The 17259-nt window shown below is 35.7% G+C and carries 8 protein-coding genes; all 8 read right to left on the bottom strand.

Features of this window, described 5'->3' with window-relative positions; translation table 11 throughout:
- Nucleotides 1-1686 (bottom strand): thrombospondin type 3 repeat-containing protein, encoded by a 1686-nt coding sequence (locus BIW12_RS07110; RefSeq protein WP_071184482.1) that lies wholly within the window; start codon nucleotides 1684-1686, stop codon nucleotides 1-3.
- A gap of 221 nt (nucleotides 1687-1907) precedes the next feature.
- A complete protein-coding gene (locus tag BIW12_RS07105) occupies nucleotides 1908-2579 on the bottom strand; it encodes a DUF3826 domain-containing protein (protein ID WP_232227172.1) in 672 nt (223 codons plus the stop codon).
- A gap of 93 nt (nucleotides 2580-2672) precedes the next feature.
- Nucleotides 2673-4391, bottom strand: a complete 1719-nt coding sequence (locus tag BIW12_RS07100; RefSeq protein WP_071184481.1) for a polysaccharide lyase — start codon at nucleotides 4389-4391, stop codon at nucleotides 2673-2675.
- Nucleotides 4392-4512: 121 nt separating this feature from the next.
- Nucleotides 4513-6555, bottom strand: coding sequence for a RagB/SusD family nutrient uptake outer membrane protein (locus tag BIW12_RS07095; protein ID WP_083382168.1), 2043 nt, complete (start codon nucleotides 6553-6555; stop codon nucleotides 4513-4515).
- A 19-nt stretch (nucleotides 6556-6574) separates the two neighbouring features.
- Entirely contained in the window at nucleotides 6575-9928 is a 3354-nt protein-coding gene (locus BIW12_RS07090; RefSeq protein ID WP_071184480.1) for a SusC/RagA family TonB-linked outer membrane protein, read from the bottom strand.
- Nucleotides 9929-10284: 356 nt separating this feature from the next.
- Nucleotides 10285-12300, bottom strand: coding sequence for an aceric acid hydrolase (locus BIW12_RS07085; protein ID WP_071184479.1), 2016 nt, complete (start codon nucleotides 12298-12300; stop codon nucleotides 10285-10287).
- A 100-nt stretch (nucleotides 12301-12400) separates the two neighbouring features.
- A complete protein-coding gene (locus BIW12_RS07080) occupies nucleotides 12401-14869 on the bottom strand; it encodes a pectate lyase family protein (protein WP_232227170.1) in 2469 nt (822 codons plus the stop codon).
- Nucleotides 14870-14876: 7 nt separating this feature from the next.
- Complete coding sequence (locus tag BIW12_RS07075) at nucleotides 14877-17207, bottom strand: DUF5703 domain-containing protein (RefSeq protein ID WP_157499503.1); 2331 nt, start codon at nucleotides 17205-17207, stop codon at nucleotides 14877-14879.
- Nucleotides 17208-17259 lie beyond the last annotated feature (52 nt).

Below are 17259 nucleotides of genomic sequence, written 5' to 3'. Positions count from 1 at the left end.
TTAATTTAATAATGATTGATTTAGAGTTTCTTTATTATTTGCAGGATTTGTCCAATCTACTTTTTGATTAGGATCAATTCCGTTAATATATTTTTCAATATTAGTGTAGCCGTCTCCATTCAAATCGCCATTAGCATCCGAAGCATCTTTAGGATTTAAACCGTATTTTTTCTCCCAGGCATCCGGAATACCGTCATTATCTGAATCTTTATAAGCTTTTCCTTTATAATTAGGATAACCGCCCACTTGATCCGGATGCGTTATAATTCCTTTTTTATAAGAATCGGCCGGCAATCTTCTTTTGATAAATTCTTTTCCAATACTGTTTTCCAAGCCGTCTTTGTACTCAATAGTTCCTGTGCGAACTTGTTTAATTACTCGTTCATCAACTGCATCTCTCTTTGGTAAAGTAGCACCAACATTGTTCAATACAAATTCATAAGCCGCCTCAGCACTCATAATGGTAATTTGTGGCATCGGGAATGCTTTACTTTGTTTAATATAAGCCAATTTATCTTTGGCTTCTTCAAAAGAAAGATTCTCTAATTGCACCCCACCATTCCAGTTGTCTTTAGTTACTTCGGGAACACCATCTATAAAATTTCCGTTTACATAAGCACGTCCAAAAGTCTTTGGAACCATATAACCTGATTCCGGTTTTAAGATGCGGTAGCTAATCGGCTCCCCTTTTGGCGTAATAGGTCCCGGTTTGAAATAATTGTTGATGATATTAAACATCGAACGATAATCACCTCCATCCAATGAACGATTCCACCAATTGAAAACCACGTTGTTTACAAAGTTAAAATCGCCATACATCCCGATAGAGCAGTTTCTCGAAATATTATTAGCCCAAAGATTACGCATAAAAGTACTGTTTAGCCCTCCAATGGTACTTCCAAAAGCGTGGTTGTAAGTATCTAAACCTTCTGACGAAATAGTGTTCTGAATAGTAATATTACAAGCCGGTAATTTTTCTAATTTAGATTTTTCATTAGCCTGAAACTGATGACGGTACAACGAAATATTTTCGTCTAATCCCCAACTCATCGAACAATGATCAATAATAACATTCCCAATTACATTTCCGCCTAACGCATCATCTCTACGAGTTACTTCAGTGGCTCCTCTTCTAAAACGCATGTGTCTGATAACAACATCATGTGTATCTATCAATAATGACTCTCCTGCAATACAAATTCCGTCACCCGGAGCGGTTTGACCTGCAATGGTTACATAAGGTGCACGAAGAGCGATAGGTTTCTTTAATTTGATAATTCCCGAAACGTTAAAAACAATAGTTCTTGCTCCAACGGCTTCACAGGCTTCTCTAAAAGTTCCCACACCGCTGTCTTCTAAGCTGCTCACTACAAATAGTTTACCGCCACGACCACCCGGAGTAAAAGCGCCTCCGCCTTCGGCTCCCGGGAAAGCAGGAATGCTGGCATGAACAAAATCTTTTGGGTAAGATGCCCAAGGCAAATAGGGACGACCTTGGAGTGTTTCTTTTTTGATTACATCAGCATTATCAGCCCAAATTTTAGCTAATCTTGCTTCTTCCTGTGCTAAAACAGCATCGGTTTTATCCTGAATTTCTTTTGGAATATCCGGATATTGGGCATGAATTGCTGAACAACTAAATAAAACAATACTTAAGTTGAACAAATATTTTAAATAGTACTTCATTTTTGAGGGATTAAGAATGAATTATTGATTCGAAAATAGAATTGATACAGTAAATCAATTATTAATTCGAACAATATAACTGAATAAGTCAAATTGCATCGTTTTGTAATTGCTTCACCTGTTCACTATCGTTCGAGTTCGACGAAAGAGGAGTCACATAAGATGAGTACCTAGTGTGATTCCTTCGTTCCTCGGAATGACATAAAATGAATAGTTTTGATCTACTTCTTTTTGTTTTTCTCTCTTTCTTCCAAACGTTTGTGCCAATCAGCACTTTCTTTGTTCAAATCGTAACCTTGTTTAGAAAGGTAATTGTTGATTCTTCCTTTGTATTTCCCAAACCAAGCATGCTTTTCTTTAGAAGTACCACCATCCATAGCGTGTTCTCTTGCTTCCACAAGTGCGTCATAGATGTATTTTTTTTGCTCAGCAGTTAAATTAGGCAACATATCATTGTAACCTAAAACAGTAATAGGCAATACGCCATAAGTCATCCCGTCTTTGACCTGAACAATTTGGCTGTTAGTTAGCTTTTTACTCAACTTTTTCAGATATGATTTATGAAGCGACAGGATTTTTTTATCAGCATCATTTTTTAATTTGTCAATTGCTTTTTGCTGTTGGTCTTTATCAGTAACTGCTTTTTTAGCAGCATCAATTTTAGCATCACGAGATTCATGAATTGTATTCAACGAACGGTATTGCTCAGCAATTATATCTCTAACGGCTAATTGATCTTCTTTTGAATTTAATTTCAAATCATCAACTATTTTTTGAGCTCTTTCATTTGTCACTTTTACATATTCCGGATCATATCCTTTTTGTGCCAAAACTACATTGGTACCCAGAAAAAGGAATAAAACCGCTACGGTTAATTTCTTGTACATTTTCATCTTCTATATTTTTTAAAAACTTAAGGATTATAAAGCAAAATTCTTGCTTCATCAGTTACAGACGAAGCAAGAAGTGTGCCATTTACAATTAAATTATTTCTTATACTCGGCTAATCCTTGTTCGATTTTAGCCAAAGTATCTTCATTATTATCTAAGTTTTTCCAATCTACTTTTTTAGTAGGATCTATGCCATTAATGTACTTTTCGATGTTTGTATAACCATCACCATTTAAATCTCCATTAGCATCAGAAGCATCATTAGGATTCAATCCGTATTTTTTCTCCCAAGCGTCTGGCATACCATCATTATCCGAATCTTTATAAGCTTTTCCTTTGTATTCAGGATAACCACCTACTTGAGCAATATCAGTAATAATTCCTAATTTATACGAATCAGGTCCAAGACGTCTATGTTCAAACTGATAAAAAGTTTTCTTCTCTAAACCTTTGGCATATTCTGGAACACCTGTTTTAACCACTCTTAAGATACGAGTATCAACAGGATCACGTAATGGCAAATTAGCTCCTACATTCTTAAGAACATAATCATAAGTTTCATTAGCAGTCATAAACTTTTTTAACCAAGGCATTGGCATTGGTTTATTTACTTTCATCTTAGCAAAATAAGTTGAAGCCTCTTCAAATGTCATAGGATTTCCCTTTTTGTTTTCCATTTGCACTCCACCAGCCCAGTTGTCATTAGACACTTTTTCATTGCCTTCCACCACGTTTCCGTTCACATAAGCTCTACCAAAAACCACATAAGGTAATTTACTTCTACCCGATTCCGGTTTTAAAATTCGGTAGCTAATAGGATCATTTTTATCTGTAGCCGGACCTGGCTTGAAATAGTTGTTTATAATATTGTATTGAGCAGTATAATCTCCACCGTCTATAGAACGATTTACCCAGTTAAAAATCACATTATTGGCAAAATTAAAGATTCCGTTCCAACCAATAGATGGATTTCTACCTGTATTAGAAGACCATAAATTTCTAACGAAAGAACAATTTTCGCCTCCTAAAGTACTACCAAAAGCATGGTTGTAAGTATCTAATCCTTCGGCAAACAAGCTGTTTTGAATTGTAACATTTACGGTTGGGAATTTTTTCTCCGGAATACCTGTACCATCATCATACATGTGTCTATAAAAAGACATATTTTCATCTAATCCCCAAGTGGCTGATACGTGATCGATAATGATATTTCCAACCGGATTTCCACCAATAGCATCGTCACGACGACCTACGAAAGTTTCTCCTCTACGAAAACGCATGTGACGAATAACCACATCATGTGTATCAATCCAAATGGTTTCACCAGCTACACAAATTCCGTCTCCGGGAGCAGTTTGCCCGGCAATAGTTACATAAGGAGCACGAACAATTAACGGACTTTTTAATTTAATAATTCCTGAAACATTAAAAACGATGATTCTCGCTCCACCTTGTTCCAAAGCTTCACGCAAGGTACCCGGTCCTCTGTCCTCTAAACTTGTCACAGTATAAACCTTACCTCCGTGACCACCAAAACTATACATTCCTCCTCCTTCAGCACCTGGAAAAGCAGGAATGGAAGCCTGTGGCAAATCAGTTGGTCTGGATGCCCAAGGAATAAAAGGTTTACCTTCTCGCTCTTGCTGTTCCACAATTACTTTAGCTTTTTCCCAAGCCTCATTTGAAAGTTTCTCCGCTTCCGCCTTAATCGCATTTTCTCTCGCCTGAACCTCAGGTGATATTTTCGGGTATTGTGCAAAACAATTCGCACTTCCCAAAACTAAAAAAGCTAATAAAAAATTTAATTTGTTCATTTTAAAATTATTCTTAATTAATAAAAAAATTGGGTTAGAATTGCTATTAATTAGATTAAAATTTGGTGGTTTAAAAGAAGAAATGCCTGAAATTATTCAGGCATTTCTATTATATAATTAGTTATTCTTGATAATTGAAAGTGCCTGTATTACCAGAAGCATCATTCCAACCCTTAGTTTGTGTTAACCATGGATTTTGAGACAAAACTGTAAGATTAAGTCCCATGATATAATAATGTGATTTCCAATCAATATTAGTTGCCACATTACCTACTTGATCCATTGGTGTTGGAGGAGAACGTAATTCAAAGTTAGTTGTGTAAAAAGTTGCCAAAGCCGTAATTTGAGTAGCAAAATTTGCAGCATCAGGATCTACTGAAATAGAAGCACGCGCAGTAGCTAATGGATCTGTATTAGCTGCACTAGTTCCTAATTTATAATGTAGATAGTTACCTATACGTTGTGTGCCATTTATTACAGGGATACCTAGCTTAGAATTTGTGTTATCATTTATAGTCGCATCATCGCTATATAACATCCAACGTTGAATATCATAAAAACGTTTACCTTCATACGCTAACTCTACGCTACGTTCATACAAACAAGCTTCTAAAGCAGCATATTTAGTAGCTAAAGTTCCAATACCATAATTGTTAGCGGCAGGAATTCCTACACGATTTCTAATTTTACCTAAATACGTTATAGTATTTGAAATATCTCCTTTAGCAGCATAACACTCGGCAATATTCAACAATAATTCAGCATAACGGTATTCCATAATATCCGTACCTGAAAACTGGAAATTTGATGCATTACTAACCGTAGGACTTGACATTTTACGAACAAAGGCTGGACTTGACACATCATTACCCATACTATACGCTACACCTGTAGTTGCATTAGTTGACCAACGGTATGCCCATACTGTAGGTTGAGTAGTCGATGTAGTAATGGTATTGTTATATGGCCAGAAACATCCTGAAAAACCGAAAGTTCTGTAAAAACGAGGATCACGATCTTTAAAGAACAAGAATGGATTATAAGTATTAATGGCCGTACCATTAATATCCATTGGACGTGTACCGTCTTTCATAGGAAACAAATCAATCATTCTTTTTGGAACATCAACACCTCCACTACCTTGACCTCCTTGACTAGCCAAACGAATTGTTCTTTCCCAAGAATTATTTGAATACAATGACCCTGTATTACCATCTGATAAAAGTTTAATAGTAATTGCTTCTTTATTAAAAGCATTATTATTAATATAAAACATTTCAGCCCATTGTTTAGCATTTGTCCCATATAAGCCATAGCCATCAGCAGTTAATTGCGTTTCGGCAGCTAATCCTGCATCTAAAGCATCTTGCCATCTGTTTTTATCACCTTTATAACCATTCGCAATAGATGAATCATCCCAATTTTTGTTAAATAAAGGGCTAGCATAAGTCAATAATACACGAGATTTTTGAGCTAAAGCAGCACCTTTGGTAAAACGTCCATAATTAGCATTATCCCAATTTGGAGGCAATAAAGTTGCTGCTTGATCTAAGTCAGCAACTATCTGATTCACCACTTGCGTAACTGTAGCTCTAGGCAATTTGATAGATTCATCTGTATTAGTAGCAATCTGAACTGTGGTTACAATAGGAACTCCACCAAAAGTACGCATTAAGTCATAATACTGTAGTGCTCTTAAGTAATACATTTGTCCTTTTATTCTATCACGAAAAAGCTGTGGTAAATTAGCCCCTAAAACATCAATATTTTCTAACATAGCATTACAATCTCTAATTCGATTGTAAGGCACATTATCAAAAGCATCCCTTAAAGCCGGCCCATAATAACCCGAACCATCTTGTGCATTTACCAAACTAACATTAGGATTAATCAAATTTGAAATCCCTCCTATTTCTTCTGTATATGAAGTTTCTGTTGTAGTATAAGAACCTACTCTAATTGCAGTTGGCGATTTATAGGCATCGAAAAAATCAAAATACAAATTATTCACATATTGAGTAACACGATCCTCGTTTTGATAAAACTCTTCATCAAAGTACTTATATTGTTTTTTATCCTCTAAAAAATCATCACTACAGGAAGAAACAACCCCCAGAACCACTAATAGTGACAGTACTATATATTTATTAATTTTTGTTTTCATAATTGTAATTAAATTAAAATTAGAATGATACATTCATACTAAGCGACCAAGTTCTAAGTGTTGGATATTTTGTAGATGAATCATCATACATATTACGGTATTTATTAGGATATGGATTGTACAAATCCCAAAGATTATTACCTGTAATACCAAAATTAAGTCCATCAATTTTTATAGATTTAAGTGCTTCTTTTGGAATAGCAAAACCTACTGTTAAATTTCTAATCACACATCTGAATGTGTTCAATTGCCAGAAATCAGATGGTGCAAATATATAATCCTGTTGCCCCATGTTAGGATATTTTCCATCTGGATTATCAGTAGCATCATACATGTCATTCCAGAAAATTTCATGAGCCCAATCATTATGTGCAGAAGAAGTTCCTTGTTTTACCATATCTAATGTATTGTAACCTCCCCAAGAAGTAGATATTTGAGATCTTAAATAAAAGCTTTTGTATTTCATTCCTAAGTTAGTAGTAAAACCATAAGTTCTATTTTGGTTAACTAACTTTTGATAATCATCAAGTCTAGTGATTTTTCCATCAGCAGCACGTCTCTCTCCCGTAGCAGGATCAAAAGCACCCGCTACATCTTGATAGGCCAACATCCCTTTTCTCATATTGGTTACACTGGTAATATTCATGTAATTTGGAGTTCCTCCAACTGCTGTAGCACGTTCTGTTAAATAATTCCAATAGTTAGTAACATCCTCATCGGTACGCAAAATACCGTCTCCTGTTGAAGTTTCTTTCCATGTTTTGAATCCCCAAACTGGAGTAAACATTGAACTACCTGCAACCCTAGCATTATTTGCAGGATCACCTAAAGCCGCCTCTGGGTATTTTTTAATTTCATTATTTGAAAAACCAAAGTTAACACCAACATTGTAACTGAAATTATCTTTTATATTGTCTCTCCAATTTACAGAAAATTCAGTTCCCCATGTATTAATTGCTGCATAATTTGACTCAGCAGTTGCACCTCCTACAGAAATTGGAGTACCAGCCTGAGTAGCTAAAGTAATCAACATATCTGTTTTTTTATCAAAATAATAATCAGCTGTAATTTGCAACCTATTATCTAATACGGCTAAATCAACACCATAGTTATGTTTCAAAGTAGCATCCCATCTTACATCTCTATTTGGAGTAACCCTAGGAGTTACACCAGGCCCTAATGTACCCCCTGCACTTCCAAATTGAGCTCCTTTATCAACTATAGTTTCCCATAATTGCAACCAACGCCACATTTGTAGATTATCATTTCCTGTTTTACCTACGGAATAACGCAATTTAAGGTTATCTACCCATGATACATTATCAGCAAACCAATTTTCCTTAGACACTACCCAACCCACCTGAGCTCCAGGAAAGAATGCTCGATAATTTTCAGGCGCAAACTTAGTTGAAGCATCACTTCTAAAAATCAACGATAACAAATACTTATCCTTAAAACTATAATTCAAACGCCCTAAGTAAGAAAGTGTTCCAGCCTCTCCTTTGTCAGCCGTTGAGTTAGTACTTATCGGCCCAGCAGTTGTGCTAGAACCTACATAATCTTTTCCAGTTCCCTCATAAGCCAAACGAACATTTTTGTACTCTGAATCAGAACGCTCCATACCTACCATAGCATCAAGATCATGATCTCCAAAAGTTCTAGCATAATTAGCAAAAATGTTTGCCTGAATTAAATTACTTAAATCAGTATTATAATATACTCTTGAACCACGAATGTTGGTTTCTGGTAAACCATTGTTAGCATAAGTAGAATTGGGATTTAAAAGATGATTACCCTCTAAGTGATGATTTGTAATTCTAAGTAAATCATAAGGCAACTGAACTTGTTCAGTATTTGCACTGGATTGACTTCTGGCATAACTTCCTTTAACCGACATTCCTTTAATAAAAGGCACTTTGTAGGTCAAATTCAAATTCACATTATATGAGAATTCTTGGTCAATTTGTTTACCAACTTCCTGAGTCGCAAAATAGTTCCATCCTGCAATAGTAGTATTTGCATTAGCACTACCTAAATTACGATCGGTACGAGGGAATGGTGACATCCAATACTCTTTACCATTATAAGTAGTTTGCCAAGGAACATATTTAGGCATGTGCAATAAATACATATAATCAGCTTGCTCTCCACCACCAAGAGAACCAAAACTACTATCATTCAAGTTTGCCGAAGCTTTTGAAAATGATTTTTGCACATCCAATGTACTAATACCAATAGAAGCAGAAAAATCCAAACTATTACTTACTTTAACATTAGTTCCTGTACGGAAATTCCATCTATTGTAATCCTGCTCCCCTAAATTAGCCCCTTGAGTAAAATAAGTTAATCCGGCAAAATAAGTTGCCTTATCAGTACCACCACTCACATTCAAAACATGTCTTTGTTGGGTAGCCGGTTTCCAGGCTTCTTTTAACCAATCATAATTCAAACCTTTCATTTGTTCTAACTCATCTGCTGAAAAATAATTAGCTGGTGTTGGATTCAAATTAGAATTTAAGAATCTGTTTTTCCAAATTCCATGTTCATAAGCATTCATTGTTTTCACATGACTAATCGCATCATTAACTGCAAATTGAGAATAATAAGTAAACTTAGCTTTTCCTTCTTTACCTCTTTTGGTTTTCACAATAATCGCTCCTTGTGATGCACGAGAACCATAGATTGCAGCCGAACCGTCTTTCAAAATTGTAATACTCTCAATTTCAGAAGGATCTAATCTATTAAAAGCTTCCTGAGAAGGCTTACCTGTTTCCGTATCTATCTGAATCATATCATCGATTATAATCAACGGAATAGTAGAGTTTCCATCTTTAGAAAACCCATAACTTTGACGAATTTGAATATCAGCAGCTCCTCCTGGACGGCTAGAACCATTGGCATTACTTACAGATAACCCCGGAGTCAACCCTCTTAAAGCTTCTGACAAATTAGATACAGGTAAATCCTGAACCGTTTCCGGATTAATAGTTGCCACAGCAGCTGTTAAATTTGATTTTTTCTGAGTACCATAACCTACAACTATTACCTCGTTCAAAGTAGAAGTATCTTCCTGCATCGTTAAATTAATTGTTGTAGCAGTACCCACTGTTCTTTCCTGGGTTTTCATCCCAATAAAAGTAAACTGTAACACCGCTCCTTTAGGAACCTGAATTTTATAGTTACCATCAATATCAGTCAAAACAGCGTGTTTTGTTCCTTTTTCGACAACATTAAGACCTATAACTCCCAGCCCATCTTTGTCCACCACCTTTCCAGTGATAGCAGTCCTTTCAGCTGCATTTTGAGCAAAACCATTCAGACACATAATACTGAACAGTAATACACTAAACACTATTTTAAATGTTTGTTTCATAAGTGTGTTTCTTTTTGGTTAAAAAATTAATTATTTAAGTTTGGTTTATTATTTCTATTTGTAACTGAGAAATCGAAAGTAAAGCTCTTCATACTATTTATTTTTTTAATGGTTCACTATTTTTAAAGAGCAAATCAAAATTTGTAAACGTTTACATTTTTTAAAACCACCTTAACATTTTATCTGAACTACAAGGTAAGCAAGTAAAATGTAAACGTTTACATTTATCAAAAGTAATAAAATTTTATTACACCACTCTTTTTTATCTATTTTTTTTTAAGTTTATTTTAAGTTTTCGTGTTTTTTTTATGTTAAAATTTCATTATCGCAATATTTCCGTGGTTTTAACAAGTCTTTTAATGTGAAAACCAAACACTCATTTCTTTAGCCGTTCCGTTGCCCCAGGAAAAATACGGAATTAATCGTAAGAAAATTTCTTCTTTATCCTGATTTAAAGGCTGATACAATTTCTTATTCCATGAATTATTGTCTAAAAATCCTTGTGCCGCTATCGAAATTAGACTTCTATTGCTCTTTTGAATAGGCTCAATTTTAAAATCAGAATTGGTATTCAGCACAATATTGTTTATCGAAGCCGTTTTAGAAATCCCATCTGATTCTAAACAATAAACTAATGGACCACGTTTAACCGCCACCTGATTTTTAGTTTCTTCCACTAATGGATTGGCTTCCATCAGTTCCACCGGCATTGGAATATTCAAACTAATTACATCCCCTTTTTTCCATTTACGTTCCACTTTTAAATAAGAACCAGAAACCGGATTACCTTCGATCTTTTGATTATTAACCAAAATAGTAGTTCCATTACTCCAGCCCGGAATTCTTAAAAACAACGCATACGCTTCTTTTGGAGCTTTATCAATGGTAATTGTAATAGCACCATCCCATGGATAATTGGTTTGTTGACGCAATTGAATTGCATCACCTTCCTGAGAAGTTGTATTTAAATTATTGCTTCCGTATAAATTAACATACAATCCTTCATTAGATAAACTATAAGCATAATTACCCACTTCGGCTAGCGTTCGGGTAACGTTTGGCGCACAGCAATTAGACAAGGCAATATATCCTTCACGTTCATTACTCCATCTTTGTTCGAAAGGCAAATCGACAGTTACAGTCAAAGGATTATTATAGCAAAATTTATTTCCCTCTAAATTAACTCCGGACAATACGCTGTTATATAGAGCCAATTCCACAATATCAGCATATTTGGCATCAGCCGTAATTTGTAACATTCTCCAGTTCCATAATACGTTTCCAATATTGGCACAGGTTTCAGTATGCGCTGTCGCATTCGGCAATTGGTACGGACGACCATAAGCCTGGTGTATTTTTTGAACAACAGTTGGATCATAAGAAGTTCCATCAGGAGAAACACCATCATACAAAGCTCCACAAGCTCCGGTAATGTACATTTTTCTAAAAGCCACATCATCCCAAATTGACTTTAAATTCTCCAACAATTTAGCTTCTCCAGTTTCGGCATACAAATCGGCAACACCAGCGTATAAATAATTGGCTCTCACCGCATGTCCCATAGCAGTAGTTTGTTGTCTAAACGGAATTCGATCCTGATTATCATCGGTTCCGTCATTTGTAGTTCCTCTAATATCAATTAGATTATTAGCCAGTTCCAGGTATTTTGGATTCTTTGTCGTGCGGTACATTTCGACAATTCCCATATAATGAGAAGGACAAATGGCATTTCGGGCTAACTCCGGCGAAGCTTTTTTATAAAAATCATATAAAAAGTCGGCAACTCCTTTGGCTACATTTAAAAAACTGGTTTTCCCTGTGGCACGATAATGTACACAGGCAGCTGTCATTAAATGCCCCATATTGTATTTCTCAAAACCCAATTGTTTTTTTACTTCTTCAGGACCCAAAGTTCCCCAACGCTGGTCAATTAAAACAGGGGTGTGCAAATAACCATCTTTACGTTGTACTTTCGCAAACATAGCAATGGCTTCGTCCATTTGCTTATCCAATTTTTTGTCTTTGGTTACAGCATAAGTAGCTGCCATTCCTTCGAAAATTTTATAGAAATCACCATCATGAAAAGAAGGACCCTTGAAGGTTCCTTTTCTATTTCCAGCAGCTATTTCAAAATTGGCATAGGCGTGAGAAACTTCATCATTATGATACAAATCCCACATAAAAGGTAAGGTTTCCTGATTCGCTACATTCAGTTGCTCTTTCCAAAATCCATTGGTCCAATTCACATCCTGCAAACCAACACTTCTCAATTTAGAATAAGGACTGGCCGAATTATCAACCAATCCCTTATTCTGAGCGAATGACACAGTCGAAAAAAGTACGACTGACAATAGAATAATATTCTTTTTCATTTTTATGATTTTAATATTTCGCACCAGATTAAAGTTTATTTTTTTACCGCAGATTCGCAGATTTTAATAATTAATAAAATCTGCGAATCTGCGGTATAATTTATTTTACAAATACATTTATTATTCTATTCATACTATCTCCATCAGCATCTTCAACCCTAACTTCAAGAGAGGCAAAACCTTTTTTAGTTGCTTTAAAAACAACTTCTTTTTTAGAAATTGAAGCAGAACCGTTTTCTTCTTTTACAATAGTGTATTTTGGTTTATCTGTAAAACCTTTAAATAAACTTTCAACATCTATTTTTAGAGATTCAGTAGCATTCACAAAATAATGTGGTTGTGCCATCCAGTTCAAATAATCTTCTAACTGTGTAAAACCTTTTCCTGTACCTTCATTGGCATCAGCGAAATCCCCTTTAATCGAATTTACGTTCAACCCTTTTGATTCTTCCCACCAGTTTGGCAATCCATCTTGATCGGTATCCCAATTAGCATCTCGGCTTTCATTTGGATAATTTTCCCAACCTCCGGCATCATCCTGGTGATCGATCATTCCGCCTAAACCACTTTTACTTCCTTTATAAGTATAAGTCCCTTTAAGTGTTTCATTAATAATTCTTTGATCATGACTATCAAATACAGGTTGATTAGCACCTACATCTGACAAAACATTTTTATAAGCAGCTTCCGCCGATTGTGTATTTACATGCGATTCGAAAAATGGTTTCGGTAGAAACACATCATAATCTACTATTGCTTTATTAGACAGGGTAAACTTTCTCCCTTTCTCCTGATTTTTAACATCAAAATAACCTGGCATAACATTACCATCAAAATAATATTGCTGTTTTCCTTTACCCACACCTTCAATCTGTGCATTCAAAGCGACAAATATTTTAGTAGCAACTCCCGGTTTGTAATAATTATTGACAAAGTTTACCTGATTAGCTCCTCCATCGGTAGCACGTCCACCCCAATTATACACCACATTATTACGAATATCAATTTTCCCACCATAATAACCATCTCCATTCAAACCTCCACCAATACTCCAATTGCGTCCGTAATTGTGAGCCAATAAATTATGATGAAAACTACCTACATCACCACCAATAGTGGCTGCATAGCCATGCATTTTTCCGGCTGGATATTTATCGTGACCTGCAACATTTAAGGCTTCGGAAATCAAAGTACGTTGCAAACTAATGTTATGCGCTCCTCTTGAACTGAAAGATTCGTCAATAGTCCAGCTAATCGAACAGTGATCAATAATACTATGATTAGCCCCTGTTAATCCCATTCCGTCATAAGTCGTTCCACCACCAATTCTAACTCTCAAAAATCGAATAATCCCATCATTTCCAGTCAACCCAATAGGTGCTCTGCTAATCATGATTCCTTTTCCGGGAGCTGTTTGCCCGGCAATAGTTACAAATGGCTGACTTACAACTAAACGTGATTTCAATTGGATATTTCCAGAAACATTAAAAACAATGGTTTTTGGTCCTACTTCCTGCTCAACAGCATCACGCAAGCTTCCCGGTCCGCTATCATTTAAGTTGGTTACCGCAATCACTTTTCCACCTCTTCCACCTATGGCAAAACGTCCGTAACCTTCAGCACCTGGGAAAGCAATTTGGGCCGGTTTAAAAAACCAAACTTTTCCTTGGGTTACTTCCTTATTGGCATCAATTTCATCCACTCTCCAATAATAATTTTTCAAATTACTAAGTGATGCATTATCAACAGTAGCGGTATTTTTGTTCAAATTTCCTTTGAATTCTGGCGAATTATGATTGGCTTCAGCAACTTTTTGTTCATTTTCTCCAAAATAAAAATCGTGAGAAACAGTTCCTTCCGGAGAATTCCATCCCAACTTAAAATCATTTCCTAAAATCACATGACCGTCATTATTTGCCGGCGTTGGCGTATTGGCTTGCTTTTTTAGATTTGGTAAATCCAATTCAAAACCATTAAGAATCACTTTTTGAATTTTTCCGGTTGCTTTTGCATCAGCTTCAAAACGGATAACAACGTCTTTTCCGGTTTCAGCATTAAAATTAATGTAAGAAGTAGCAGCCTGAATGGTAGCCGTTACCCTATTAGTAGGCTGAATAGTTTGTGAAAAAACACCATTCACAAAGATTGAAACCGGAGCATAATTAGCCAGTTCAGGACTATCAAAAGTATTGCTAAAAACCAGCAAACTATGACGCCCTTTAGACAATCCACTAATTACAATTTCAACACTTTTATCAGCAACAATTCCATCACTTACCAAACGGGCGTAAAATGGTGCCTGAATTCCTGTTTTGTGCCAGCTCGAATTAATAGCTCCTTTCATAGTCACTTTTAGGTCTCCAAAACTTTTCTCAAATTGAGTTCCTTCGCTAATTGGCCAGGAAATATAATTGGGATCATTTACTTCCAAAGTTCTGCGTTGTGCCAAATCAAAATCGACTTTTACCGATTTACTAACCGGAATTACATTCTGAGTTTGCGCACTAGCACTAAATGTAAACGTTATCATTGTTCCTGCGCAAAAGGCAAGCGTCTTAACTATATTCATTGCTGTTTTATTTTAAATTTGATTTTTCCGTTAGACTTTTTCCTAACAGATTTATGATATCTTTTTCTCTCTCTTTTGGAAAAACATTAAGAAAAGTTACTTTTCCTTTTTCCATTTTTACTTCAACGGTCGTGTTTTTTGGTGCGTGCAATTTAAAATGCACATCCCAGGCTGCTGGCCAGGCAGGGAAAATATAAATTACATCTCCGTTAGTTTGCAACAGCATTTCCTGCATTCCTATCATTCCTGCACCACCCCAGTTGTGATCCGGAACCCAATCAAATCCTGGCCCCCAAAAAGCAGGGAAGCGTCTCTCAGAATTTGCCATTTTTAACAAATTGTATTTTGCTGCTTCCTCAGTCAAACCAAGTCTTGCCGCAAAAATATTATCCTGTTTCCAACCAACATGACTTCTAAATTTCAATGCATCCGTATCGTATTTCCAGGTATTCAACGCGGTTTGCAAATCACTTTTTCCAATACCGTAAATTCCCCAAGGATAAACCGGATACAATTGCGGCACTTCAGAATTATTGATTCTTTCCCAAGTTTTGGCTGGAGCCAAAGTTTTATGTCCGTCAAATTCCCTGAAATTCAAAGGTGGAATCCGGGTTTGAAACCCTTGCAAATAAGCTAAATCCTCTTTTGATAATTCATTTTGCGATAATAACAAAAACTGTTCCGTAATTGTTCTTAAAGCCGAAATTGTGCTATTTGCATTATTCGTCATTTTATAAGTTTCGGCAGCTGAACCTGGAAAAAGAACCAAATGACCATTTCCATCCAATGTTTTTCTACCTCTATTTTTTGCTAAATACAGATAATGTTCATCAAAAAAACGAATACAACTCATGATAAACGGATTGTATTTTCGAATATCTTCATTCGCATATTGCTTTTGTTGCAACATCATTTGGCAAAACTCAAAAACCGTATCCCATTCATATTCTAACCAGGCATTATATTCCATTCCCGGGTCATAATCCGCAGGGCGTTTCCAATCGTATTCGGCTGGATTGGGTAAACCAAAATTTTCCAATTGTTCTGTAAAAGAAGCTCCGCCGTGTTTCCAATAGACTTCACTTCGCAATTCGGCATTTTTTTGTAAGCTCAAATAATAATCCAATTGGGATTTCATCATATCAAAATCGCCACTTTTTGCCATCGGAAAATAAACCAATCGCTGATTTTGTGCTGTCATCGTTCCGCCACCCCAATTTCTAAAATCAGGTGTAAAATTCAATTCTTTATTCGTATGCACTGGATCTACAGTAAAAAGTCCACCGTTAAATTTGGTTGGATATTTTCCATACGCATTACAACCCAGCATGTAACGAAACAACTGATAATTTTGTCCGATTTGATAGACCGAATCCTTATCACTTTTTGCTTTTTGTGTATAAATAAAGGAACGATTCCAGAATTTATTCCACCATGCAATAGTATTTTTCTCGGCTTTATTGGCTACTTTTTTATAAGCCAAAAATTGTTTTTGCAATTCCTTTTTCCATAAAGTCGCATCAGTAGATTGATTAGTATGCAACTGGATTTGGAATTCATGTTTTTTGGCTAATTTTACACTCGAAAGCTGGAATCCCCTAAAATCCGTATCCTGATAGATTCCGTTATAAGTTCCATTTGCTTTCAAATTGCTTCCAAATAATTGTCCGCCAAAAGTAAGATTAGCAATAGGATTCAACATTTGGTCTTTTACCGATTCCATTTTCTGTTGCTTCACCGTGACATCAAAAACAGTATTGGCTCTATTCCTGTGGTAAAACTGCACTGAATTTCCTTCAAAAGAAATCGAATCTTTATACGTTACAATATCGCCTTGCGGAGCCCATTTGTATGAATTGGCATTATTAGCTTTTCCTTTCGAATCTCTGTTTTTATAACGCCAACTTTCATAAGCTACTTTCATTTCAGTTGGAACTTTGCTATTTACATCAACATGAATCACAGGATTGAAAACATCAACCCAAAGTTTCACTGAAGTTCCGTTTTGAGAAACAGTTATATAGCCACCTTTCAATTGCAATTCCTGCTTAAAACCTTCATTATCCTTAAAAGGATTAGGACTCAAACTTACTTTTACTCTTCCTAATTTCAGTAATGTATTGTGCTCATCAAAAGTACCAGAACGAGAAAAATAGAAATACAAATCGCCTTTTTCTACCCACACATTCGCACCAATATCACCTCCACCCAAAGACATGGATTCAGATGAATTGTTACTCTGGGTTTTCCAAACCTGATTGTAATTATCAAGCGTGGAAATTTGCGCCTTGGTACAAAGCGTTACTAAAAGAAGAAATAGGAATATTTTATTTTTCAAAATTATTATTTTATTTATTAGTCATTGCGAGGAACGAAGCAATCACAAGTAG

Origin of the sequence: Flavobacterium commune (assembly GCF_001857965.1) — a bacterium.
GTDB lineage: Bacteria > Bacteroidota > Bacteroidia > Flavobacteriales > Flavobacteriaceae > Flavobacterium > Flavobacterium commune.
The sequence above is the reverse complement of the archived record's forward strand: the minus strand, read 5'-3'. Positions and strand labels throughout refer to the sequence as shown.

Excerpts from the sequence above, each read along its gene's own strand:
- BIW12_RS07080 (WP_232227170.1), bottom strand. The coding sequence starts at position 14,869 with ATGAATATAGTTAAGACGCTTGCCTTTTGCGCAGGAACAATGATAACG.
- BIW12_RS07110 (WP_071184482.1), bottom strand. The coding sequence starts at position 1,686 with ATGAAGTACTATTTAAAATATTTGTTCAACTTAAGTATTGTTTTATTT.
- BIW12_RS07090 (WP_071184480.1), bottom strand. The coding sequence starts at position 9,928 with ATGAAACAAACATTTAAAATAGTGTTTAGTGTATTACTGTTCAGTATT.
- BIW12_RS07085 (WP_071184479.1), bottom strand. The coding sequence starts at position 12,300 with ATGAAAAAGAATATTATTCTATTGTCAGTCGTACTTTTTTCGACTGTG.
- BIW12_RS07105 (WP_232227172.1), bottom strand. The coding sequence starts at position 2,579 with ATGAAAATGTACAAGAAATTAACCGTAGCGGTTTTATTCCTTTTTCTG.
- BIW12_RS07100 (WP_071184481.1), bottom strand. The coding sequence starts at position 4,391 with ATGAACAAATTAAATTTTTTATTAGCTTTTTTAGTTTTGGGAAGTGCG.
- BIW12_RS07095 (WP_083382168.1), bottom strand. The coding sequence starts at position 6,555 with ATGAAAACAAAAATTAATAAATATATAGTACTGTCACTATTAGTGGTT.